General features: G+C 41.7%; 15 protein-coding genes. 6 read left to right on the top strand and 9 right to left on the bottom strand.

The window, feature by feature from the left end; genetic code table 11:
- Window positions 1–135 precede the first annotated feature (135 nt).
- A complete protein-coding gene (locus tag LEPTO7376_RS08200) occupies window positions 136–1,824 on the bottom strand; it encodes an SLBB domain-containing protein (protein WP_015133734.1) in 1,689 nt (562 codons plus the stop codon).
- Window positions 1,825–2,135: 311 nt separating this feature from the next.
- On the opposite strand from LEPTO7376_RS08200, the gene LEPTO7376_RS08195 reads away from it, so the two are divergent.
- The gene (locus LEPTO7376_RS08195) at window positions 2,136–2,873 is read left to right on the top strand and encodes an ABC transporter ATP-binding protein (RefSeq protein ID WP_015133733.1); all 738 of its coding nucleotides are present in this window, start codon (window positions 2,136–2,138) and stop codon (window positions 2,871–2,873) included.
- Window positions 2,874–2,923: 50 nt separating this feature from the next.
- Window positions 2,924–3,601 carry a YkvA family protein gene (locus LEPTO7376_RS08190; RefSeq protein WP_015133732.1) on the top strand — a complete coding sequence of 226 codons (678 nt, stop codon included), beginning with the start codon at window positions 2,924–2,926 and terminating at the stop codon, window positions 3,599–3,601.
- Window positions 3,602–3,664: 63 nt separating this feature from the next.
- On the opposite strand, the gene LEPTO7376_RS08185 is transcribed toward LEPTO7376_RS08190, so the two are convergent.
- Window positions 3,665–4,570: a D-hexose-6-phosphate mutarotase gene (locus tag LEPTO7376_RS08185; protein ID WP_015133731.1), complete on the bottom strand. Its 906-nt coding sequence runs from the start codon at window positions 4,568–4,570 to the stop codon at window positions 3,665–3,667.
- An 89-nt stretch (window positions 4,571–4,659) separates the two neighbouring features.
- On the opposite strand from LEPTO7376_RS08185, the gene LEPTO7376_RS23400 reads away from it, so the two are divergent.
- A complete protein-coding gene (locus LEPTO7376_RS23400; RefSeq protein WP_160148417.1) occupies window positions 4,660–5,469 on the top strand; it encodes a glycerophosphodiester phosphodiesterase in 810 nt (269 codons plus the stop codon).
- 58 nt (window positions 5,470–5,527) lie between these two features.
- Window positions 5,528–6,328 (top strand): DUF1350 family protein, encoded by an 801-nt coding sequence (locus LEPTO7376_RS08175; protein ID WP_015133729.1) that lies wholly within the window; start codon window positions 5,528–5,530, stop codon window positions 6,326–6,328.
- Between the two features lie 46 nt (window positions 6,329–6,374).
- On the opposite strand, the gene LEPTO7376_RS08170 is transcribed toward LEPTO7376_RS08175, so the two are convergent.
- The 5 genes from LEPTO7376_RS08170 to tal all read right to left on the bottom strand — a co-directional run bounded on the left by LEPTO7376_RS08170 (window position 6,375) and on the right by tal (window position 11,589).
- The gene (locus tag LEPTO7376_RS08170) at window positions 6,375–6,755 is read right to left on the bottom strand and encodes a hypothetical protein (protein ID WP_015133728.1); all 381 of its coding nucleotides are present in this window, start codon (window positions 6,753–6,755) and stop codon (window positions 6,375–6,377) included.
- A gap of 253 nt (window positions 6,756–7,008) precedes the next feature.
- Window positions 7,009–8,346 (bottom strand): glucose-6-phosphate dehydrogenase assembly protein OpcA, encoded by a 1,338-nt coding sequence (gene opcA / locus LEPTO7376_RS08165; protein WP_160148599.1) that lies wholly within the window; start codon window positions 8,344–8,346, stop codon window positions 7,009–7,011.
- A 109-nt stretch (window positions 8,347–8,455) separates the two neighbouring features.
- On the bottom strand, window positions 8,456–8,767 hold the full coding sequence (locus tag LEPTO7376_RS08160) for an antibiotic biosynthesis monooxygenase (protein ID WP_015133726.1): 312 nt from the start codon (window positions 8,765–8,767) through the stop codon (window positions 8,456–8,458).
- A gap of 20 nt (window positions 8,768–8,787) precedes the next feature.
- Complete coding sequence (zwf, locus tag LEPTO7376_RS08155) at window positions 8,788–10,317, bottom strand: glucose-6-phosphate dehydrogenase (protein WP_015133725.1); 1,530 nt, start codon at window positions 10,315–10,317, stop codon at window positions 8,788–8,790.
- A gap of 123 nt (window positions 10,318–10,440) precedes the next feature.
- On the bottom strand, window positions 10,441–11,589 hold the full coding sequence (gene tal / locus LEPTO7376_RS08150; protein WP_015133724.1) for a transaldolase: 1,149 nt from the start codon (window positions 11,587–11,589) through the stop codon (window positions 10,441–10,443).
- A 1,123-nt stretch (window positions 11,590–12,712) separates the two neighbouring features.
- Between tal and LEPTO7376_RS23395 the strand changes: the two genes are divergently transcribed.
- Both LEPTO7376_RS23395 and LEPTO7376_RS08140 read left to right on the top strand, forming a co-directional pair.
- Complete coding sequence (locus LEPTO7376_RS23395) at window positions 12,713–14,782, top strand: ShlB/FhaC/HecB family hemolysin secretion/activation protein (RefSeq protein ID WP_015133723.1); 2,070 nt, start codon at window positions 12,713–12,715, stop codon at window positions 14,780–14,782.
- 42 nt (window positions 14,783–14,824) lie between these two features.
- Window positions 14,825–21,187 (top strand): CHAT domain-containing protein, encoded by a 6,363-nt coding sequence (locus tag LEPTO7376_RS08140; protein ID WP_015133722.1) that lies wholly within the window; start codon window positions 14,825–14,827, stop codon window positions 21,185–21,187.
- Window positions 21,188–21,324: 137 nt separating this feature from the next.
- On the opposite strand, the gene LEPTO7376_RS08135 is transcribed toward LEPTO7376_RS08140, so the two are convergent.
- Both LEPTO7376_RS08135 and LEPTO7376_RS08130 read right to left on the bottom strand, forming a co-directional pair.
- Window positions 21,325–22,020, bottom strand: a complete 696-nt coding sequence (locus tag LEPTO7376_RS08135; protein ID WP_015133721.1) for a hypothetical protein — start codon at window positions 22,018–22,020, stop codon at window positions 21,325–21,327.
- A 10-nt stretch (window positions 22,021–22,030) separates the two neighbouring features.
- Window positions 22,031–24,745, bottom strand: a complete 2,715-nt coding sequence (locus LEPTO7376_RS08130; RefSeq protein ID WP_015133720.1) for a CHASE2 domain-containing protein — start codon at window positions 24,743–24,745, stop codon at window positions 22,031–22,033.
- Window positions 24,746–24,775 lie beyond the last annotated feature (30 nt).

Below are 24,775 nucleotides of genomic sequence, written 5' to 3'. Positions count from 1 at the left end.
CGATCGCACGGATGATTGACTGATGTCAGGTGGTTTTAAACCCGTAATGGTTTTAGTAAGCAAGTTGTAAGCAAAGCCAATTTATACAAATATGTATGATTTGAGAAGTGCTTACGTTTCCCCATCATAGCTCGATTAAAGCTGGGGATCGGAAAGGAAAAAGAGGAAAGGTAGGAAGAAATTGAGATTGCTACTGAAGCTTCCTATTGCGTCTTTAATTGAACCCCAAGTGGACTTTCCGACCATCACAATGTCATTCGGACGCAAGATTGGGTTATCTTCCGCGTTAATAGTGCGATTGAGATCTACATCAATTGTTCTTTCTGTGACGCTACCGTCGGGATTAAAGCTAAGTAATTTTACTTTTTTGCGGGCGAGTCCATTAAATCCACCAGCAGCAAGAATCGCTTGGTTGAGAGAGGTATTTGCTCTTACCTGTAAGCCACCTGGTCGTTCTACTTCCCCGAGAATCGCTACTTCGATAGGTCCTGTGGAGAGAGTTGAGCTGGCGATCGCAGTAACCTCGCTGTTGGGAAGTTCGGTTGCTGGAATTTGGATCACATCTCCAGTTTGCAGCGCTACATCTTGATCAATGCGACCCGATTCGAGAATCGTAAAGAGATCAATTGTGATTTTCTGAATATTGCCAGTACGGGTTGTTCGCTCTAGGGTTACCTCATGTACATCCGCAAAGGGAGTAAGGCCACCAGCCTGCTGAATAGCGCGGACAAGTGTTGTTTGATCGCCTGCTCCAAAACGGTAAGGACCCGGTAAACCAACTTCACCTAATACGGCAACATCAACAGGCAGTGTTGATTGAGAACGGGCATTGGAGAGGGCTAGTTGGTTAATGGTGTCGGTATTTATGATGGGTGCAGAGGGAATATTGACGACGTCACCATCACGCAAATCAATATTTTGATTTAGATCACCTTGATTGAGTAGAGCCAATAAATTAATAGACACAGTGTGGGAGAGGGTCGGATCTGTCGAGTCGCGGATAACCTGAATTCTCTCGATGTCTCCAGCCGCAGTAATACCACCAGCATTTTGGAGCGCTTGGTATAACTTTGGGGCTTGGCCGTTGGTATTGGAGGGAAAAGTATAAAGGCCTGGTTGAGTGATTTCACCTGAAAAAACCACCTGTAGAGGACGGCGGTTGATCAAGATTACATCGACATCTGGGTAACGCAGCTCTGATGCATACACTTCTGCAAGGCGATCGCCCGCTCCTGCAATGGTGAGATCTCGGAGGACTACTCGGCCAACCAAAGGTGCTGTAATGCTTCCTGTTGGGTCGATGGCAAATTGTCCGTTATATTCTGGCGTATTGAAAAATTCGAGTTGAATCGTATCACCTGCTCCCAGACGATATTCTGCATCGAGTATCTCTGGTGAAGGCAAAACACCATTATTCACAAAAGATGGCGATGAGGGTGAGGGCGACGAAAAGTTTGGTAAACCCGTTGGGGTAAAGACTGGCAATGCGTTATTGATAGTTGTACCGCCAGGCTCGGAAAGTACCCGCTGGAAAGGATTGATTTCATCCCAATAGGTGTCGGGCAAAAGATCGCGGTCTAAGATTGGTGGATCGGTTGTCGTTTCCAGGGGTTGGGGTGTTGTGCCAGATGGAGGAGTGTTTTGTTGATCTGCTGTTGCGTCGCCTAGTTCAGGAATTTGAGCGATATTTTGTTCAACAAACTGAGACGTTAGATGTTCTCGGTCTGGGGTGACATAGCTTTGGGCTGCTGGAGAAATCGAAACTGTGGCGATCGCCGCAAGCATCACCGGATGAGAAAGAAGAAAGAACGAATCAGTTTTCATAGCAACCGCAACATGAACAAAACATCGACGACAATATCGTCATACCTTAAAAGAGCCAGCAATCCAGTCAAATTGTTCCAGTTTGTGGAGCTTCTTTGCTTAAACTTTAATCTTGATATTAAGGTGTGAGCGCCGATTCTTTAAACCAAGAATTAAACAATTTGAATCTTCATAGTAGCCCAGCCGTTTTCGGGAATACATGAGCTTTATTAAAGACTTTGTAGGAATATCCTTAATTTTGATGATGGTGACCAAACCATTTGCTTTTATGCTTATGAATGGCAATTTATAGTTGATTTTTTTCCGAACCAATGACAAACACGGCAAACTTACTGGTCGTAGACGATGTACATGCAGGATACATTAAGGATCTCAATATTCTGCAAGGCATTAATTTTCGGATTGCGCCCGGTGAACTGGTTGTGGTGATTGGTCCAAATGGTGCTGGCAAATCAACTCTGGCAAAAACAATCTTTGGATTACTGACCCCAAACCAAGGCAGTATCACCTTTAAGGGCCAAAATATTGTAGGCCTTCGCTCCAATCAAATTGTGCAGCGAGGCATGTGCTATGTGCCGCAAATTCGTAATGTGTTTGGTAGTTTGAGCATTGAAGAGAATTTAGAGATGGGCGCGTTTGTCCGGTCTGGTTCCCTTGCCAATCTCAAAGAGCAAATTTATACGATGTTCCCGGTGCTAAAAACCCGTCGTAAGCAGCAGGCTGGAACGCTTTCTGGTGGAGAACGTCAAATGTTAGCGATGGGTCGGGCATTAATGTTAGATCCAGATTTGTTGGTTTTGGATGAGCCTTCCGCGGCGCTGTCGCCAATTTTGGTGAGTAACGTATTTGAGCAGATTAAGGCGGTTAATAGTTTAGGGAAGGCGATCATTCTTGTAGAGCAAAATGCAAAGCGGGCTTTGGAATTGGCGGATCGTGGATATGTCCTCGAAAATGGTCGCGATCGCTTTGAGGGGACAGGGAAAGAATTATTAGGGAATCCCAAGGTGGGTGAACTTTATCTTGGGGCGGCTTATAAAGCAGACGACTAAAGTTTAGAAAAATTTCGCTAGAGTAAAGTTATCGTCTATCTTTTCGGGCCGTGGTAAAACTTCAGGATCGATTCCAAAATTATTGGCAAAAGTTGCGGCGATCGCCTGACCCAGAGATTCCAGAGGTGATCGAGGTGGAAGCGGAACAGCTAGTGGATGAACCTGAACCTTCTCGTTGGCAAAAAATTTGCTCGCGATTTCAAGCGCCTTTAGCTGTGGATACAACAGAAAATGAGCTAGAAGAGCAGGTCGAAGAAGTTTTAGAGGCACAGAATAAAACACGTATTGCACAGGTCTTTCAGAAGGTGGTGCAGCGGGTTAAACCAGAAGATATTGAGCGAATTAAAGTGCGTCTCGATGAAATGCGTCGAGGGCCTGTGAAAGAGGTTTGGGGTAAGGTGCAATCCCTTGCCAAAATGGTTAAGGACCCAAATGTCGCCTGGAAATCTAAGGCTCTGGCGATCGCCGCCCTTGTGTATTTAGTATCGCCTTTTGATGCGGTGCCGGATGTGATTCCTTTTGCGGGTTTGGCGGATGATGTGGCCGTGATCGCGGCAGTGGTTTCGACTTTGGCGGTAGAGCTTGAAAAATATATGACTCGGCAAGCTGAGAAAAAAGCCGAAATTGAGATTAAAAAGCAAACAGAAATTGTTCGTATCACTCTTCTCGGCAGTATTGCGGCGGCGGCGATCGCCATCATCGTCAAGATTGTGTTGAATGCCCTTTAAAAATATTTGCAAAAATAAAGTGGCGATCGCCTGACCACCACTCCAAATTCTTTGTGGGATTTTTTAGAAAGACTCGCTGCGATATTCAACCGTGATGGAATATTGGCTTTGGGGTTGAACAGTAATCACCTCCTTGGCGGCATTGGCCGTTTCAACGCAAATCATTTGTTTATAGCCTTCGTTCGGAAAATCACCTAGAGCTTTTGACTTGTTTATCCAAGGATTCCAAACAATCGCTGTGGTGCTATTTTTTGAGGTGATGTGAATTTTGCGGTTGAGGGCAGGATCGGCAATGATGAGTTCGGCTGGGAGATCGTTATAAACTCGGTCAACTTCCGCGGCGATCGCCACTTCACCAAGTTGGGTTTTGAACTCGCCACCATCAACTTTATCGATATATTCGCAACCGTCTAAACCCAGCACTTGTACTTGATCGACATTGCCGATTTTGAAATAGGTGTGCAATGCCTGTGTAACGTCAAATGCTTTGTCGCCAGTGTTGCGGGTAATCAATTCAATATTGAGCGTTTCACCTACCGTTACGGCGATCGCCAGCTCAAAACGATAATCCCAAAGGGCGCGACTTTCTTGTGAATCAGTTAATTTTAAAATGACTCGTGTTGCTCCAGTTGTCGTGGTTTCGGTGCTACTCACTTGCCAAAAGGTTTTACGGGCAACACCATGACTCGGCTTGCTGCCATCGGTGGGATGGGGCCCAAACCACGGCCAACAAATTGGTATGCCACCCCGTAGAGCCGTACCAATTTTATAGATGACATCCTCACTCAGGTAGATGAGATCCTCATCAGTATTAACGGGTTGATATGAAATTACATGGGCGGCATAAATCGAAATTGCAGCGGTGGCAAAATTGTTTTTAATCTCGATGATGGGGAAGCCCGCTCGCTCCTCGGTAAACCTAACGCTGCCGTCGATACCAAAATCCTGATTAAGTTGTTGAATGTCCATAAACTCAGCCTTCGTTTGTCTTATTTTAGAAAACGTAGGTTAAGTCAGCCCTAAAGAAATATGTTGCGATCTGCATGAATATTCGAGAGATGACCAATAGAAAAAAGGGTGGCGATCGCCCACTCATTTTTGGCCATCGGGGTGTGCCATTAGTGCACCAAGAAAATACGCTTGCTGGATTTCAGGAGGCGATCGCCTTGGGCTTGGATGGTGTGGAACTAGATGTTTTTCTGACGAAAGATAATCAGTTGGTGGTGTTCCATGATGCTGACACCAAAAGGCTAACCGGGGTATCTGGCAAGATTACTGAGATGACATGGGCTGAGATTCAACAGCTCGATATTCAGCCTGTAATCAATGTTGGTCAACGAATGCTGTATTTTGAGCAATCTGAAAAAATTCCGTTGCTAAAAGATGTACTGGCGATCGCCAAAAATAAATTACGCATCAACCTTGAAATTAAACCAATCTCTTCGCCATGGCGGCAGCGAGAAACAGTTGCTGCGGTTTTAGCGCTATTAAATGAGCTGGAAATGAATAGACAAGTCTTTATTTCGTCGTTTGATATTTGGGCAATTTTTTGGCTGAGACAACTTACTGCAACACCAAATTACGGTTTGATTTTGGCAGTAGATTCGCCCGCTTGGTTCCAATCTCCACTCACTTCAACACTTCTCAATATGTCTCTGCTGAGCCTTAATCTCGATCTCGGTGACTCTGAAACCCTTGCAAAGGCTCAAAAAAAAGGTTTGGCGATCGCTCTGTGGACGATTTTTTCTCGCAATGCTCTTTCGCATGAAGCCGAGGAAAAACAAATTCGTCGTTTTTTGGCGCAAAAAGTTGATTATTTAATTACGGATGACCCCGTTAAACTTAAAACATTTCTGAATCGCCCGTAACGCGGGATTTCCAACGAACTTGTTAAAATCTAGGCTTATTGATTTGTGCGGTGACGTAATGATTTGGCAAGAATCGGCGGGCAGTTGGTATCTGATTCCAGCGCAACCTGTGGGGGTCGTGCATTTTCTCGGTGGGGCATTCGTCGGAACCGCACCTCAATTGACTTATAAATGGCTCCTTGAAAGGCTTGCAGATTCTGGCTTTGCCGTCATTACCACCCCATTTGTTAATGGCTTTGACCATTTGGCGATCGCCCGCCAAGTCCTAAATCGTTTCGAAAATATCTTAGACCGACTGCAAAATGCTCAGACGATTGGCTTTCTACCCGTTTATGGCGTAGGGCATAGTATGGGCTGCAAAATTCACCTGCTTATTAATAGCCTGTTTAATGTCCAGCGGGCAGGTAATGTCCTCATTTCCTATAACAATTTTCCAGTAAAACGCTCTATTCCTCTACTCGATCAAATGGACTCCATCCCCTTCCTTGATCAATTTGACCTGAACAATTCCATCGATAATTTTGAATTTACTCCCAGCCCCGCCGAAACTAACGAAATCATTCAAAGCAGCTACCAAACCCGCCGCAACTTACTGATCCAATTCGAAAACGACACCATCGATCAGACAGCTGAATTATCCCCAATTCTGCTCGAACGCTTCCCAAATATGGTGGTCTCTCGCAAAATTCCTGGGAACCATCTCACTCCCCTCGGCCAAGAAATTGACTGGCAAGTGGGGGAGGGATTTGCACCCCTCGAAGCTCTAGGAAAATGGATGAAACAAGAACTTTCTAAAGATTTAGTTGTCCTAAAAGCAGAGGTTTGTCGCTGGCTCAATCCTACTGGTGCAGTGATTTAAGAGATGAAAATTTTGCATATGGAGAAGAAAAGCGTCAACATTCTGACTAGCGATGTCGCTTCTTTTTCTTCGTGAAATGAGCTTGAGTGCCCCGCCATAAAATCCAGGGGATAATATTTGCCATTAGAAAAAGAGGAAGCATAGTCCACCCCCCCGAAATCAGGATGAGGATCGATAAACCCAGAGCCGGAAATCCGAGGAATAGCCATCCACCAACCAATACCCATAGTGGCATTCGACCGGAAGCTAAACTTCGATAGGATCTGCCCCGTAGCTCTATTTCTCCCATCGGCTCGTATCCAGATGGAATTCGATCATAAGAATAGGCATGGGGATTAACGGGGATATCTACACGATAAACAAGCTTCTCTTCTTCTGGGAAAACATACTCTGCATCTGAGTAATCTGTATTTTCGTTATTAGACATGGTTGATGACCTATAAAAACGTCGGATTCAATATGACGTGAAGATGTCTAGTTTCTATATCAATGCTTTGTCTTATTCCATCTTGATTCAAAGATTTATCAATCAGGAAAATTCGTTTTCTTTACTTAATGTCAGAGTCAAATAAATCAGGATTATCATCACTTCTGTTTGGCATCATTGCGCAATAAAAATCGCCACCAGCTAAAAACTTGTGGCGATCGCCCTTAGGGCTATTTATTTATCTCAGCAAGGATTAGCCCGCAAAAATTTCTCCCATTTTGGTCATACTTTCTTTGTAGAGCATGTCCTGACCCCAACGTTGGAGCTGCTGACCGAGGAGCTGTTCAGTATTTTGATCATCGAGGGGGGTTACCTGTTGAATGCGACATTCTTGAGCACCACCGCCAGATTCCATACGCATACAGCCACTTGTTTCAGAACAGAGCACTGTGCAGCAATCAGCATTGAGATTTGTAGAAGTGAGTTTGATACTGACTAAATCGCCCACAACTTCGCCGACATCGGCCATTGGAAGACCCGCAAGTTCTGCCTTAATCGTCTTTTGCTGGCTATCGTTGAACTGTACTTTATAGATGTCATAGTCTCCGAGATCATGTTCGATGGATACGGGATTCCACTGTAGTCGACTTGCTAACCAACTGAGATACATTAATGCTTGGGTGGCATTGCCTTTCTCGAAATTGATCGTCACTTGGTCAACTTCGGCGATCGCCGCCCGTCTTTCTGGTGGGTCAAACGCCGCTGCTGTCAGTTCTTGCCAAGCTGCCAGACGATTCCAGTTGAGATCAGCGACATTGTGACCTTGTTGGAGTAACTGGCCAAGTACTTGCAAATCTGGCTCTGCTTCATGGAATCCACTCGAATCAACGATCAATGTATCAGCTTCACTCATTAAGCGTTGGAAGAGTCCGTAATTCGTATCTGGTACTGCTTTCCACCATACAAACTTTGGTAGATCTCCGACTAATAGTTCAGTAATCAGACCATGAATTCGATCCAAGGCTGCCGCTGTTCCCCGCAGTGTGATGTATTCACAGCAGACTAACGAACTGCTGCCACGTTTATTGACCGGGCAATAGGCTGACACCTGCGCTGAAACCCCTTCATCCTCTCCAACAGTGGGAGAAAGTGTGATGATTCGACAGGGATTTGACGCGGCGATCGCATCAGCTACCCCAGAACTATTCAGATCAGCAGAATAACCTTTGGAACCCTCATCACCTTGATCTCTTTTTTCTTGCCAAACCTGCTGTAGTCTTGCCAAAAATTCTGGTGTGACCTTACCCGTCTCCTTGAAGCCGTAGGCTTTTTGCGCAGCTTGAATTGCCACAACCGTACGGACACTGGCAATCCCGTCTACAGGGCCCGAATAGAATCCCAATTTACCTAGTAAAGCTTGCGTTTCATCCGGCTCATAAACCAGAAAACTAAACGTTGTTGCCCGGGTTGCACTTAACCCTTCATCGGAATAATTATTTTGCCAAAGTTGTGAAAGTTCCGCTTCGATCTCTTCGAGCGAAACATCTTTTGGAGCTTGCAGAGAAACAAGGGGAGCTGAAGTCATCATGATGGTTTAGAAAGAGAGAGAACAATAGAGAAAACGAAGAAGTTGCCGTAACTGTAACGAGACAAAAATCTAAACGAAACTCTGAGGAATTAAAGACCTAAGCAGTTTATTCTTAAGACTTTGGGCGAAATGGCTCTGTCGAAATATAGTGTTCGACACTACAGGAAGAGATGTACCGATTCATTCCGGCGGGAATCGCCGCTTTCTCAAAATCTTCTCCAGCAAATGCCTGTAGTGATTCTTTGTTTTCCCAGAGCGAAATCATCGCATAGGTGTTAGATGTCTTGTGCAGTGGTTTAGTTACCTGACAGGACACACAACCCTTTTGACTTAAGACCAATTTCACCGACATTATTGCGGGGCCTTTTTCAAATTCATCCCGAAGTTCATGGAAGATTTGTGCTCTGAGAATCCGTAAAATCATTGCCGTTTTATCCGATCAATCTATAGTCTGCGCCAACGGCGACCATCACGGTTGATCAGAAATTCCGCTTCAGTAGGCTCCCAAGTACCAGCCTCATATTGAGGAACATTACTTGGATCGGAAGGAGCATCCCATGCAGCCAAAGCTGGGGTTACAACTCGCCACGCTTCCTCTACCTCATCAGCACGGGTAAACAACGTTTGATCGCCGACCATGCAATCTAATAGTAGACGCGTATAAGCATCTTGGGTTGCCATCCCAAAGGAAGAGCCATAGCTAAAGTCCATATCCACACTGCGGGTACGAATATCAGCACCGGGCATTTTCGCTTCAAAACGCATTGATATCCCTTCGTTTGGCTGGATTCTGAGAGCCAAAACATTAGGGTTTGCTTGCTTTGCTGCGGATGGGAAAATGGCAAGGGGAACCTGACGGAACTGAATTGCAATTTCTGAAACTTTTTTAGGTAAACGTTTACCTGTTCGGAGATAGAAAGGAACCCCCTGCCATCGCCAGTTATCGACCATGAGTTTCATCGCAACAAATGTTGGAGTGGTAGATTCTGGATTGACACCAGGCTCTTCGCGGTAACCTTGTACAGGTTTGCCTTTCATCCAACCTGCACTGTACTGACCACGAATTGCAGATTTATCGAGGTTGTTGATATCCGCAAGGTGAGTTGCTTGTAAAACTTTCGTTTTTTCACTACGAATACTATCTGCATTTAGGGCATTTGGAGCTTCCATCGCCGTCAAACAAAACAGTTGCATCAGGTGATTTTGCAACATATCCCTCAGCGCACCGGAGGTTTCGTAATAGCCTGCCCTATCTTCTACACCAACGGTTTCCGCTACTGTGATTTGTACATGATCAACGAATTGACGGTTCCATAACGGTTCAAAAATAGCATTGGCAAACCGGAAGACCAAAAGGTTTTGGACGGTTTCCTTACCGAGGTAGTGGTCGATGCGATAAACCTGTTCTTCACGGCAAACTTTTTTGACGACGTTATTGAGGACTTGAGCAGAACTAAGATCTTTCCCGAAAGGTTTCTCGATCACAAGGCGGTGCTTGATTGGATCAGACAGCATACCTGCGGCACCGAGATTCTTAATACCGAGGGAGAAGAACTTCGGAGACACGGCAAGGTAGAAGACGCGATTGCCTCTCGTGCCTCGTTTACCATCTAGTTCGTCGAGAAAAGCTTTTAGTTTGTGATAGCTCTCGGCCTGATCCATATTGCCGGAGCAATAATACAGCCCTTCTGCAAAGTTCTCCCAAAGTTCTTCGCTGCCAAGGCCATCGGAAAATTCCTCAATTCCTTCGCGCATTTGCTCGCGGAAGTACTCATGACTCCAGTCACGGCGAGCAACACCAACAATTGTTATTTCTGGAGGGAGGAGATTGTCTTTTCTGAGGGCGTATAACGAAGGGACGAGTTTACGTTTTGTCAGGTCGCCGGATGCACCGAAAATCACCATGATCAAGGGATCGGGAGTGCGTTCTTGGCGGAGTCCAACTCTGAGGGGATTTTCTTGGAGAGTAACCATAGGCGGAGAGCAGATGTGGGTGGGCTGTTTTTTGATAATTTGCTCCCCCTAAATCCCCCTTAGAAAGGGGGACTTGAAATATCGATAGAGGGATTTTAGGTCTTGGAAGAAGATTGGCAAATGTTAGGCAGTAGCGAGTTGCTTAACTTTTGTCTCAAGGGAAGCCATAAGAGATTCAAAAGGCTTGATGAATTTGTCAATGCCTTCTGCAAGGAGCTGATCCATCACTGCATCGAGGTCAATCCCGACATTGTCATCGGCAAGGGCGGCAATGATCTGCTTGGCTTGCTCAACGTTCGCATCGATGCGGCTGGCTGGGTCACAGTGGTCAGCACAGGCTTCGATGGTGTTGGGAGGGAGGGTGTTGACGGTATCAGCACCAACAAGTTCATCGACATACATGACATCGCTATACTCAGGATTCTTAGTGCTTGTACTTGCCCAGAGGAGTCGTTGGGGTCTTGCACCTTTTTCTGCTAAAGCTAACCAACGGTCACTGTTGAAAATTTCTAAGTAGTGTTGGTACGCGATTTTGGCGTTGGCGATCGCCACTTTCCCTTTTAGCGAAATCAATTTCACCGCGTCATCTTGGCTAACACCAGACTTGATTTTGGCATCGAGCTGATTGTCGATATTGACGTCAATGCGGCTGAGGAAAAAGCTTGCCACAGAAGAAATATTGCTGATATCCTCTCCAGCTGCTGCACGCTTCTCTAGACCTTCGATATAAGCCCAAGCGGTGTCGATATAAGCCTGTACGGAGAAGAGCAACGTCACGTTGACATTAATGCCTTCGGAGATTGCCGTTTTTACTGCGGGCAAACCTTCTGGTGTTCCCGGAATTTTGATCATCACATTGGGACGACCAATGGTTGCAAAATAACGGCGTGCTTCGCTGATTGTGCTCTCCGTATCGTTGGCGATGGTGGGTGGTACTTCAATGCTGACATAACCGTCTAAGCCCCCTGTCTTGTCATAAACGCCGGATAGAATATCACAGGCGTTACCGATGTCTTCAAATACTAAAGACTCATAAATTTCGTGAGTAGACTTGCCCGCTTCGATACCAGCTCTAATCGCGACATCATAAATCTCATTGCCGGCGATCGCCTTTTCAAAGATGGCTGGGTTAGAGGTAATGCCGTGAACACCCCGACTGTCGATTAATTGTTCCAATTCCCCAGACTCGACTAAGTCTCTGCTGAGGTTATCCATCCAAATACTTTGACCGTATTTATTTTCGATTTCAAGGATTGGGTTAGCGGTAGCCATAGATATTCTCCGTACGTTGATTGGCATTGCAAAGGAATATCTGCGAAATCATGTTGCGAATGCGACTCCCTTCACCTGCCTTATTCCTCAACTTACAAGATATTTTTGAAAATCGCCCTTCATTGTTTACGAAGCATTTACTTTCTGAAAAAATCGTGACTTCCTAACGGAATATATCTGCGTTTCTCTGTCTAGAAAACCTCACTGAAGTTAGCGTGCAATCCCTATTTACTTATCCTAGAAAATGTCTGAAATTGTTGCTATGTAAAAGTTATGAGAGATCACCCCATAGACTGAAATCTTGAATTTAATGAGGATTAAAGCTAATTGTCAGATTTCGCCAAGATCTTCGTAGATGTATTCAAAAATATTTTTAATGTTTTATGAAAATACGCTATGCAATGTTGCTTTTTTATAAGTGATTCTTAGCGGTTCTCTGAGAGGATGTCTGAAAAGTCTTTATGTTCGATAAATACTGCGTAAATTCCGCCAGGTTGATCGCCTGAAGTGCTTATTTTTACGTGCAACTCATTTCGACAAAAGTTACAGTCAGACCCTTTTCAGACATCCTCTGAAACGCTTGTTGCAAATACTGGAGATTTGGTGATTCTGCTCGCTAGTTTTTCTAAAGTTTTCATCATGATCGAGCTAACAGGAGTAAAAGCTACTTCTACTTCTCTGACTTCATCTTTTTTGGGAAATGATTCTTGATTGATATTTAATTAAATTTAGATTTTATGGATTTTGCAAAAGGCTTTTTATGAAAAATCAATAGTTGACAATTGCATGATAGGTTGATACCAAAGTAGAGATTTTAGTTGCGTTGGATTTATTTCTTTTGGTATAAATGATAGTTTTGATATAAGTTTTTTCCCTGGTTGAATATACGTATGAGAACATAAGTTTGCTTTGCATTAGAGCTGTATGCATATTTACTAGGTTTTTGAAATTCAGAAAGATCACAAAAGTAAGTCTTCTTTGCTATTGCTTCATACGCAAAACTATTTGAGGTTTTTTTTGATGATTTCGTAAACTTTCAGGGAACCATGTTACAAAATGCTAGCTCTATGAGAAAGTTCTGATAGTGAAGTTTGCTCCACATTCTTAAGACTCACTATTAGCCATGTCATTAGTAATCTATCAGTATTTTCGAGCTACAGTTTTAGCACTTTTCTCTTTGGGCTTAGTGGAAATGAACAAGGCTGTGCGGGCGCAAGCAGAGTTTATATTGCCCACAACATCTGTGAGCTTTGAGCAATCCCGTGAGATGTGGCAAAGCAGAGAGACAAACAGGATAGTCGCTACACAAGAGGATTCAGCGATCGCCCAAGATATTGAACTAGAGGAAACACAACAGGTTACTTTTCAGTTTGATTTTGGCGACAGTGAGGATCTAGAAGTCAATCGAAAAATCCTGCGTAGCTTAACTTCAGAGCATCTGAATGAGAGTAGGAAAAATCCATCGAGTCAGACAAAGAACCTTTTTCAAACAACAAAGATAGCTGGCAGAGATTTTTTAACCACAGAAATACCAGTACGTGTTTTGGAGAATCAGCGTGCGGATGGTAGTTGTGATGTAGAAACAGAATTTGGCGAGAGTTTAGAGTTTGCTAGGGCATTTATCCAACAAAAGTATTTTCAAGAAGGTTATCTGCTTAATTTTGTTAACTGTTTTACGATCAAATCTTTTAATCATCATCAAGAATCGGGAGAAGAGTTTTCTAATGTCAAAAAGATTTTTATAAATGTAAGCAGTAGAAAAATCCGAGATATTTATTACGAAATTGCTCAAAAGGATGATAATTCAAAGGAAAGTGAGCAGAGTACCGTCATTGAAGAGTCTGAAGATAACAGAAATCCGTGTAAGCTACGAGGTAAAGAATCCGATTTAAGTGAAGAAAGCCGAGAAAAATCGACACGGTTAGAAGAAGAAAATACTTTTCTAAAAAAAGAGATTTTATGTGATCGTCTCCGGTCTATTTTAGGTCGAGAAGGTGACATCATCCATTACCGAGCAATTGAAGATAATCTAGCTTATTGGAAAACAAATCCCCTTGTTGACAATATTGAGGTTTATTTAAAAGAAGTCGAGGGTGCAGATAACGTTTATGACCTAAATATTATTATTGATCCGGAGGAAGAGGAGCAATTATTACTGAGTTTAGATAATTCTTCACCAGAGAGTGTGGGAGATGAAAAGTTTTCCCTTGCTTATGTTCATAACAATCCGGAGAAGATAGGTGATCGCTTTATTCTCGGTTACACAGGCACAACGAGTGGTGGTATTCGTGCGGTTAATTTAGGGTACGAAATTCCGTTAGGAGTTACAGACAAATATCTGGCATTTAATTTTGCGCCTAGTTGGACAAGGGTAACCCAAAGACCTTTTAGCAAGTTTGATATTACGGCTCGGTCACAGTTGGCTTCAGTGGAGTATCGTCATCCTCTTATTCGTAGCTTGGAAGAGGAATTGTCTTTCAGTGTGGGATTTGAATATCAGAATGGTCGCACGTTTATTTTTAATAATATTCCGACAGCTTTTGGGAACGGCTCTAATGATGATGGGGTGACGCGCACCAGTTATTTCACCTTTGGACAACGATATGCGAGGCGATCACCGAATGGGGCATGGGCGATTGATTCTAAGTTTACGTTTGGTACAGATTTATTTGGGGCAACGGCTGGTCGATGGAACGAATCAGGAGGCATTTTTAATAGCTGGAAACTCTTCGGCCAGCGTATCCAGAAACTAGGCAAAGATCACAAATTAGTGATCGAGGCACAGCTACAGTTAAGCCCAAAAACATTACCTTCTTCTTATCAGTTTTCAATTGGGGGGCCAAATACGGTTAGAGGCTATCGCTCTAATGCTCGTACTGCTGATAATGGTGTGCGTTTTTCGATTGAGGATTACATCGTTTTAGACCGGGATGAATCGGGGGCTTCCCACACTGAAATTATTCCATTTATTGACCTTGGCTATGTGTGGAATAATCCAGATACAAGTAATGGACTACTTGACCAAAGATTCCTACTAAGTACGGGAATTGGTTTTCAATGGCACAAGCTTTTCGGGTTCGATGACTTAACAGCTCGTTTGGATATTGCCTATCCTTTTTTCAATATAGATGACCGTGGTCAAGCTCTACAGGATGACGGTATTTACTTCTTGATAAATTATAACCTTTTTTGATTTTTTTATCACTTTTTTTATAAATACTTTTTCTTCAAGTCGATGTCTACCAAGCTTTTTATTCCTAGTTCTGCTATCTATACTGTTGCGGCGATCGCCTCCATTAGCACACCTGTTTTTGCACAAAATATTGTTCCGAGTGCTGAGACTAATACGCTAGTCAATCAAAATAATAATCTCTACACGATTACAGGGGGAATGGTTACGCCAGATAATCTCAATGGCTTCCATAAGTTCGATATTTTCAATTTAGATAGTGGCGAAATTGCAAATTTTTGGATGCAGCAGGATCTCCGTAATTTATTTATTGGGGTGAATGGCGGTGACCCTTCCATTATTAATGGTCTAATCGAGCTGACGGGTAGTGACGCAAATTTTTTCTTTGCGAATCCGGCGGGTATTGTCTTTGGTCAAGGAGCGGCCTTTAATCTGCCTGCGGATTTGACAGTCACCACAGCGAATCGTATTGGTTTTGGGGAAGACAGTTGGTTTGATGTTTTAGGAGCCAATGGTTACTCAGCTCTACTGGGAGATCCAACAGGTTTTGCGTTTGATGCGCTGGAGCCTTCGGCCATTATTAATGAGGGAGATATTTATTTAGAGAATGGCAGCTTGTCTTTTTATGGTGGTGGCGTTGCCCACACTGGTAGCCTTAAAGCAGAAAAGGTAATGATTCAGTCGGTAGATGGTCAAACAACAGCAAGGATTTTACCGGAAGGGAGTTTGATTGGAATCGAAATTGATATAACGCCGGAAGAGCCAGCAAATATCTCTACTTCTAATTTTTCTGAACTTAATCAAAGTCAATCTACAAGTCAAAAAACACTATTACAAACGAATTCAGGAGATGTTGAATTTAGCACCATTATTTCTGGTGAGATTGATACTTTGTCAGGTAGTGAAATCGGTGGTGATATTAAGATTTTAGGGGAAGCAGTATTACTCAATGAAAATGCAAATATTAATGCTTTGGGAGAACTTGGTGGTGGTGATATTAATATTGGTGGTAGTTTTCAGGGAACAGGTGATTTAGAAAATTCTCAATTTACTCTGGTTGAAGAAAATGTTGCTATTAGTGCAGATGCTTTAACTTCTGGAGATGGTGGTGACATTATTATTTGGGCAGACAATAGAACAGATTTCTTTGGCTCATTAAGTAGTCGGGGTGGTGAAGTCTCTGGGAATGGTGGCTTTGCAGAAATTTCAGGAAAAAATGAGTTGTTTTATCGAGGGAATGCAGATCTTGGTTCAAAAAACGGCGAAATAGGAACTCTGTTATTTGATCCTGTTGATATTGAAATTAGCAATCAAGCAACTGCAACAGTATTGGAATCTGATATTGAAAATGGGATTACTACAAATCTAATTTTTGAGGCAACTAACGATATTATTTTCGAGACGTTGGATGATAATAATCTAGTCTTTCCAACATCGAATGTTGATATTGTTTTTGCTGCTAACTCAGATGGTATAGATGGCGGTAATATTTCTATGTCTGAAAATATATTTTTCAAGGCTGCAAGTTCTGCTGGAAGTACTCAAGGTAGAAGTATTACTTTTTCAGGGAACAATATTAGCTTAGGAGATTTTGATACAAACTCAGGTATAAGTGGCACTCCGGGAATTGGTAATCCCGCTCCGGGTGGAAGCATCATAATTAATGCCACAGGGAATATCACAACGGGAAATCTAGATGTTTCTGCCGATAGCGATCAGACTAATAGTCCTCGTATTCCTAATACTGGAAGTTCAGGAAGTCTTACTATAGCTACTAACGGTGGAAACATTACAACAGGCAGACTATCTGTTAATGCAGCGGAAGGATCTCCCGGTGATATCACACTACAAGCATCGGGCAATATTCTAGTCGATGGAAACATTGAAGCAGGAACTGTATTTGCTGAGGGTGGATCAGGCGGAGCAATAAATTTAGCCAGCGATACTGGAAGTATTCAAGTGAATGGCTTAATTGGCTCTACTACTGGTAATAACAGTTTCACCGGAGAAATATCAATTGGCGGAGAAATAACCTTAAATGCCTTTACTGATTTGAGTGTAAGTGCTGGAGTCTCAAGCAGAGCTGTGCAGTTTTCTAATGCCGCAAGTAGTCAAAGTGGTAATCTGACTTTCATTAGTCAAACGGGTAATATCTCCATTACAGAAGATATTTTTACTCAAGGTAATACAACAGTTGGTACTGGAGGAGCAATCACATTTAATGTTCCTAACGGAAGTTTAAATGTCGAAAATGTCACTTCCTCTGGTTTTAATTCGGGTAATATTATTCTTACAGCAAGAGATAACCTTTCTTCTGGACAATTATTAGCCATATCAGCTAGTGATGGAACTAATGGCGATGTTTCAGTTACTTCTAGTAATGGGAGTATTGATATATCCTCTAATATAGGAACTTTCTCTGAAACGACGAGTATTAGTCGCAGTGCAGGGGGAAATATTACTCTATCTGCTTCAGAAAATATAAACTTTTCAGGATGTGGTACAACTTCTAATGCTGCAGGTGTAACAACAGGTGTTTGTGTTGAGACTTTTGGTGGAGATATTAATCTTATAAGTGAAAACGGCGGAATCTCAATTACCGAAGGTTACTTAAATGCGGGAATTTCACAACCGGGTGTTGCATCTGGAAATATTACCGTTATCGCGAGTCAAGATATTGTGCTAACAGATGTTGATACTGGTGTTGATTACGATGACCCATTTACTCCTAATCAATCCACGGAGAATGCTGGAGATATAACGATTGAAAGTATAAATGGCTCTGTTTCACTTAGGGCCAATGATGACACTAATAACAGGGGCCAAATATTTGTTTCTTCTGCTAATGGGAATAGTGGGGGAATCACAATTAATGCAGCAACAGATATATCAATTGATGCACACATTCGATCTGAAGCAGGACAGAATAATAATGCTTCTGGCGGAGCAGTTTCTTTAACTGCAACTAATGGAGACTTAACCATTCAAAATATTTCTTCGACTGGTTTTAATTCTGACAATATCAATCTAACTGCAACAGGCAATATTACGGCTGGTACTCTAATTTCAAATCCAAACTTTGGAAATGCAGGAAATATTACAGTAAATGCAGGAAACAACTTAACCTTAACTGGAACTGATGATCCAGCGAGTGTTTTTAATGGAGTGGTTTCAAACTTTTCTAATGCGGTTTCTAGTAGTGGAATTGATTTGACTGCCGGAGGAAATATCACTCTTAATTGTCCTTATAACTGTTTGAGAGTTGGAGCTGACCCAAATAACTTAGCCCTTACAGATTCATTGCCAGGGAGCATTTTCCTTAACGCAGGTGGAGGTATCAAGTTAGAAAACATTTTCACTGGTGATACCTCTAGCTTTACGGACAGTTTGCCTCTATTTATTGATGCCTCTAATCAGTTAGGAGATGGTGGACAAATTTCCATTCAAGCAGTGGATGATGTTCAAGTGGGAACAATGTCTGTATCTAGCTTTGGCGTTGGTTCCAGTGCAGGAAGCATTGAAATTACTAGCACCGAAGGTTCTGTGAATACAGCATTTCCTGAACTAGGTGATACGGTGCTTGCAGGCAGGATACTTGGCACGAATATTGAAAGCTCGCAATCGGATGCAGGTTCTTTAATTATTAATGCTAATGAAAGTATTACAACTGGATTTCTTCGCTTCTGGGGAACACAGGATGGTGGTACTGTTAATTTGATAAGTCGAAATGGCGGCACTATCGATGTTACAGCGGGTGATTTGGAGCTTTTCACAACAGGTGATGGTGATGCCGGAACTGCACTCATTAAAACTGATGGCGCGATAAATCTGGGTGCTATCAACGCAACTTCCGTTTCGGGAAATGGTGGCAATTTAACCTTTAACAGTAATAGTGTTAATTTTCTGGAAAATGTCAGAACTTCTGGTGTGCTTCAGATTGAGAACGACGGTGATACGGTTCTTTCATCTGACTCAAATGTTGAATTTGAGATTGATACTTTAAGGCTCTCTAGTAACTCAGGAAATGCTCGCCTCGATAGTAATTTAGTTGTTAATAACGGCAATGTTGATATCTTGGCAGAATTAGATATTGATCTAGCGGGTAATATTACGACCAATGGTGGCAATATCAATCTACTAAGCAATAACGGTAATATCGCTACCCAAAATCTTGATGCCTCAAACGCAGGCGGAGTCGGTGGTAATGTTTCTTTAAATGCTCTCGGCAATCCCCAAACTGTTATTGAAACAGGCGACATCAACACTAGCGGTGATACAGGTGGCGACATCGAAATCTTTTCCGTTGAGGGTATTTCAGCAGGTCAAATTATTTCACGAGGAATCGTTGGTGATGGTGGCGATGTCACTATTGACCCCAATAGCGTCGACATTGTTTTTATTGATGCTCAAGGTGGTGGACTTGGTTCTGGTGGATCAGTAGATATCACTGTGACGGGTTTGTTTCAGGCAACAGGTGCATTTGTTGATGACACAGGTCTTTTATCGAGTATTTCGACTTTCGGGGGGGCTGGTAGTGGTCCTATTACAATTCGCCACAATGGCGGCGATCTATTTATTCCGTTTATTGTCGGAGATCCTTCTATCAACGGCACACTGGGCGCATTAAACTCTGGCGACTTTACTATCGATACATTCCGTGTGTTTCCCGGTTCTTTTTTCCTCGGCAATATCAGCATCATCACCAGCGATCGTCTTCCCAATGCCCTAGACAATGCCATTGACGATACCCTGCCGAAAATTCAAGAAGAGGTTGAAGCTAAAGACAAAGGTTTTTTTATTGATGAATTCTTCACCCGCCAATTTGAAAGCTACTTTACTGGCAATGAGTTAGCTAACGATATTCGTATTAAAAGTATTAACGAAATCCAAGATACATTGGCTTACATTGAAAGTGTTACAGGTGTTAGACCAGCGTTAGTCTATGGACTATTCCAACCACAAAATATACGGCTAAATTGCACCATCACACAAGAATCGACTCAAGGGATTCTAGAGCCTGAGCTAAAAGATTCTTGTGTACAAGATCCTCGAAAATTTGATGAACAGCCAGATGATATCCTGACTCTAATAACCGTGACAAAAAATGAAGAAATTAAATTTACGATTGTTCCCGGAGCAGAAAGAGGCATCATCAAAGCAAAAACGACACAGCTACGGAAAACACTAAAGGTTGACGAAACTACATCAGATATTGTCAGAAATTTTGATGATGAGTTTAGAAAACTATCTGCTCAGTTTCATGAATGGTTAATTGAGAATCTTAACCCAGAAATTAGACAAAAAGAAAACATCGATAATTTGACATTTATCTTAGATGATGTGCTGCGTAGTGTTCCTTTGGCGGCAATGGGTCAAGAAACAAATGATTGTCTAGAAGTAGAAATGGTCTTAGATCAATGCTTACTGGATTTTATTATTACTCGACAGAGCGTGGGATTAATGCCTAGCATGAGTTTAACGGAAACTAATTACCAGCCTCTAACGAGTTTAAGCTTAAGAGTTGCAGGAGCATCTCAAGTTGCAGACCCTATTGATGAGCAAGCACTTCTTTCATTTGTTCCTTCTGGTCTAAGGCGGTTTGAGGAGCTATGGCAAGAGATAGGAGAAGATATCAGTACTGATGCGGAGTTAATCGATTCATTTATGACTCTTCCCACCAATGTAGAGTCTTCTTTTACTATCCCAAAGGTCGGTGATCGCCAACGTGAAGCACCAATGGGAATTGTTCACTGGAGCACCCACGCAAATTTTGATAAGGAAACTGGCACTTATATATCTTTTAATCCAGACAGAACTGGAACAGACAATGGTCGTCTCGAACTTGACCACATTAGAAAAATGGGATTAGGGAATGTCAATCTTTTAGTTTTAGATGCCTGTGAAACGGCTATCGATGTGGATGAATTTATTGGAGAAGTCAACGAAGATGGTCTTCGAATAGAAAGACTAATTCTCACTCCTCAACAATCCGCAGAATTAGGATTTGCAGGCTTCGCCCATAAAGCAGAAACTAACTCAGTGTTAGGAACATTGTGGCGAGTGGGAGACAGAGCTTCCAGTATTTTCATGTCTCGTTTTTATAGTTCCTATGGGCAATTTCAAGATATTAAAACTGATAACTATACTAATCAGCTAATCAAAGCAGAAGCCCTCAGACAAACCCAAGAAGATTTATTAGAAGGTCGAGTTTACATTGAGAATAGCGAGGCACTTTGGCAAAGAGAAGAAGAGAATCATGTGAATATATTGCTTAATCTCAATATCTCAGCTTCCAATGGTGGTGAAGAACTCAATGACAAGAAACAGCTTTTGTCCGAGAGAGAGAAGTTTGATTTATCGGATCCAATCTACTGGTCTGCTTTCACAATGGTTGGTAGTCCTTGGTAAATTCCGAGTTAGTTAGCCGAATTTACTCAGAAATATGCAAATAGTTAACCTCCCTCCCTCGAATGTTCGAGGGAGGGAGGTTAACTATTTAGATGGATGCTCTGCCTGAAAACTGCATAGCACTGTGGTGAAACTGATTATTCTTCAAGATCATTTGAATTTCGCGAACAAATCTCTGCTTTGGCCTCTTCTAACTGTCTTTTCCATTCCGAGTTAGTTGCATAATTACTATGATAGCCTAGAGCGATAGTGTAAGCATCCCAAAAGACTCCCTTACTCAGTAAATCTTTTGCCATTAATTGTGCGTCATTGCTATTAGTTGGTATCTCACTAACAGAGTAGATGGTATCAGGCGAAATACGAAAAGCTTTTCTCATTCGGGATCGCTTTGGATTTCCATTTTCATCTAAGGGTTGGACAGAGAAGAAATATTCTCCTTCAGGTAACTGGGCTTGATCTTTATTTGGTTGGTAAATCCAATATCCTTGTTCAAAAGTTGGAGAATATTCAATTTCTCTTATGGTTACTCCTTCTTTGTCTGTGATTTTAAGATCTTCTGCTTTTCCTCGCCAGATGAAGGCTGGTTTTTGACTAATAGAAACATCAACTTCTTTCCCCGGTGAAACAAAGCAAAATCTAGAGCCTTTAGGCGGTTCACGCTCAGGTTTAGTGATGATATCTTTCAGCCAGCCAACAACACTTTTTATGCCTGATTTTATTTGAGCATCTTGATATATTAAATTACTTTGGTTCTGCATTGCTGCCTTTGTATTCATTGTAAAAGACAGCAATATAAATAAAGAGAAAATAGCAAGGAGTCTAGGGTTTTTCATGGTAATAAATTTATGAAGAAAGTGATTTTTGTGATGGAGATTTTTGCGCTGCAAAAATATAATACCAAAGGATAGGAATCGTAAAAATAAAAGGAATTGATAAGTTCAAAAAGAAAAAAATAAGACTATTTATTATTCCTGTTAATATTAGGGCTGCTTTAAATAGTTGTTTCTTTTTTTGACGTATCTCAAGCTCCAGAGTAAACAAGTATAAATGAATGATTTTCCCAACAAGAGTAGCGATTACCCCAGTGATCAAAAAAGAGGCTTGACGAAGATTTTTTCCTTCAAGATAGTGATATGCCATATATGCTTGGATTTCGCCACTGGTAAGATTTGCTTCGCAAGTTGTAGGGTTTATATCAAATGAAATAGGTTGTAATGAACACCAATACCATGTTGATAAAGGAAGATCTGAATCAACATCTTGTACAGCTTTATAATCTCCAGGGGCAATAATCACTACACGATTTCGTAACTTTTTCTGTAAGTGGCTATTATCTGCATCACTTGCCAAAAAATAAGATGAATTCATCTTTTCATAAACATGATGAGGTGGGATGGAATAGTCAATTAAAGAAGTTGGAAATAATCGCTTCAAGACAAAATTGTAAACCTTCCTTCGTAGGGAAATATCCAGATTGTTAGATGCTGGAATATCAAATTCTCGAAAGTTATGCGTGAATTGTCTCATGGAAAAAAGTTGATCATTTATTAATGTTTTAAATGCATCTAAGCGAATATCTGTTTCTGATGAAATATTTTCTTCTGTATTTTCCTGTTTCGCTAAAATAGCAAGCATACGTTCATTAATTGTCTCTTTTTCTGTCTTACTAAATTGAGAAACAAGAGCAGATAGCTGTGCTAACTGAAATGCAAATGAGCAATTTTCTGTACAATTGAGGTGAGGAGGTTTACTTAGTTCCCATGGGGTGTAACTTCCTTCTCCAGTGAAAGAAAGATTCGGATCATAAAATTGTGATGATGGTAGTGAGTTTCCATTTGTTGTGAAAACGAGTAAGGTTTGTTTTTTTGTTAGATAACTCTTAATTGCATTTTTTAGAGTCGGCTCTGGGCCACTTGTAAGGTCATAGGCGATCGCCACAATAGGAGTATCGAATTCCGATAATTTTGAAATGATTTTAGCCAGATAGGATCGGTCAATAAAAGGGGCTTCTTGAAAGTTTGGGTCTTCTGCTCGCGCTAAATTAATAGAGTCTTGGTCAATAGTAATAAGTTGAATAGGTGGCTCGGGTTGACTCTGGGAAAACACATTAGCTCGCAAGAACGATTGAGACAACAGACGCATATCTTGAAATGGATCTTGCACAAACCAGAAAGTGCTTGCTGCCAAGAAACTACATAGAGCGATCACTTCTTTTTGTGACTGAGGCAAGATTTGCTTTGCTAACCGCCAAATTGTCTTTGACTGAGGAATTTCGCTTAAGTAGAAATCTTGGGCAGTTGTATCTGGATGATAAAAAATCTGTGGCAGTAAATATGCAGAGGGAAAACTATTTTTCTGACTGTCTTCTAGGAAATAATCAGTAATCTGACTTTTGATTGACTCTACTGATTTATATTCTAAAAGCCCATCTACAAACTGCTTGGTAAATTCTTTCGTTAGGCGATCACCTACCTTCTCTGTCAGGAAAAATACTTGGTGCAGCCCATGCTGAACTAAGTCCTGGGCGATAAGTGTACCTCGACAACATCCCAGAAAAGCGAATCGCAAGCCATTTTGTTTAGCCATAATTAACGATTCAGCAAATCTTGAAACAGTAAACGAAATTCTTTGTGGAGAAATAATTATTTCACCTGCATGATTTTTATCATCACCATGGCAAACTAGAGCGAGGGCAGTCCAACCACGGTCATCTTGCAATAAACCCTTTAATTTATCTAAAAACTTTTTTTCTGTATTAAACTCTGCATCATTGGCATTGAGAAACTGAACATCTGCTAACTTTTTATCCTCTAACTTCTGAAAAAGGTCTATCTCTTCTTTAAAATTTAGATCCCGATACTCACCAACTAGCACTAACAAACGAGACTTCTTTTCTTGAAGTGGAGCTAAAGTACTATCGCTATTGAGATTATGATCAGTATGAAAGAATCTAATTAAATCAGGGTTTTCTTCATTGATTTTTTTCGGTAAAATCAGCCATTCTGACCACGGCAGCTTACGAAATTCTTTCGAATGCTCTCCTTGACAATCAATAAAAATATCAACTTTACTAAATAAAATATCGTGACTTCTAATGCCACTATCAGAAGCTGAAACTCCTATTTTTTGACGAATAAAATCTCGAATTAATAAAATTTTAGGATTCTCAAGCCACTCAGTAAAGACTTTCTTTAGATTTTTTTCAAGATCAATCAAATCCTTCAGTTTTCTTTCATCTTGATTCCCACCTCTAGCACGTCTAGCTCTCCTTCTATTGGAGTTTGTTTGCTCATCTTCAGACTTATTAATTTGGGCAGGTGGTTCTGCATTTTGATTGCCAGAAATATTCTTATAGTAGACATGATAGGCAGTACGCCACTCCTCTAAGGCAAGTACTAAATCCTCCGGATAATCTAAGCGAGCAGATTGTTCTGGACGAGGATATCCAGCTATTTGGTCATGTGAGCGAGCAGCAATAGAAAAACTTCTATTATGTTCCTCTATATTTAATTCAAACTTTATTTTTTTTATCTCTAAGCTATCTGTTACTTTTTTCATTGTCTTACATCAACATATTTATTGAGACTT

It is taken from the genome of [Leptolyngbya] sp. PCC 7376 (assembly GCF_000316605.1).
Taxonomy (GTDB): Bacteria; Cyanobacteriota; Cyanobacteriia; order Cyanobacteriales; family MRBY01; genus MRBY01.
Note: the sequence above shows the minus strand (reverse complement) of the source record. Positions and strands in the feature narration are given on the sequence as shown.

Excerpts from the sequence above, each read along its gene's own strand:
- LEPTO7376_RS08200 (WP_015133734.1), bottom strand. The coding sequence starts at position 1,824 with ATGAAAACTGATTCGTTCTTTCTTCTTTCTCATCCGGTGATGCTTGCG.
- LEPTO7376_RS08195 (WP_015133733.1), top strand. The coding sequence starts at position 2,136 with ATGACAAACACGGCAAACTTACTGGTCGTAGACGATGTACATGCAGGA.
- LEPTO7376_RS08185 (WP_015133731.1), bottom strand. The coding sequence starts at position 4,570 with ATGGACATTCAACAACTTAATCAGGATTTTGGTATCGACGGCAGCGTT.
- LEPTO7376_RS23400 (WP_160148417.1), top strand. The coding sequence starts at position 4,660 with ATGACCAATAGAAAAAAGGGTGGCGATCGCCCACTCATTTTTGGCCAT.
- LEPTO7376_RS08175 (WP_015133729.1), top strand. The coding sequence starts at position 5,528 with ATGATTTGGCAAGAATCGGCGGGCAGTTGGTATCTGATTCCAGCGCAA.
- LEPTO7376_RS08170 (WP_015133728.1), bottom strand. The coding sequence starts at position 6,755 with ATGTCTAATAACGAAAATACAGATTACTCAGATGCAGAGTATGTTTTC.
- LEPTO7376_RS08160 (WP_015133726.1), bottom strand. The coding sequence starts at position 8,767 with ATGATTTTACGGATTCTCAGAGCACAAATCTTCCATGAACTTCGGGAT.
- zwf (WP_015133725.1), bottom strand. The coding sequence starts at position 10,317 with ATGGTTACTCTCCAAGAAAATCCCCTCAGAGTTGGACTCCGCCAAGAA.
- tal (WP_015133724.1), bottom strand. The coding sequence starts at position 11,589 with ATGGCTACCGCTAACCCAATCCTTGAAATCGAAAATAAATACGGTCAA.
- LEPTO7376_RS23395 (WP_015133723.1), top strand. The coding sequence starts at position 12,713 with ATGTCATTAGTAATCTATCAGTATTTTCGAGCTACAGTTTTAGCACTT.
- LEPTO7376_RS08140 (WP_015133722.1), top strand. The coding sequence starts at position 14,825 with ATGTCTACCAAGCTTTTTATTCCTAGTTCTGCTATCTATACTGTTGCG.
- LEPTO7376_RS08135 (WP_015133721.1), bottom strand. The coding sequence starts at position 22,020 with ATGAAAAACCCTAGACTCCTTGCTATTTTCTCTTTATTTATATTGCTG.
- LEPTO7376_RS08130 (WP_015133720.1), bottom strand. The coding sequence starts at position 24,745 with ATGAAAAAAGTAACAGATAGCTTAGAGATAAAAAAAATAAAGTTTGAA.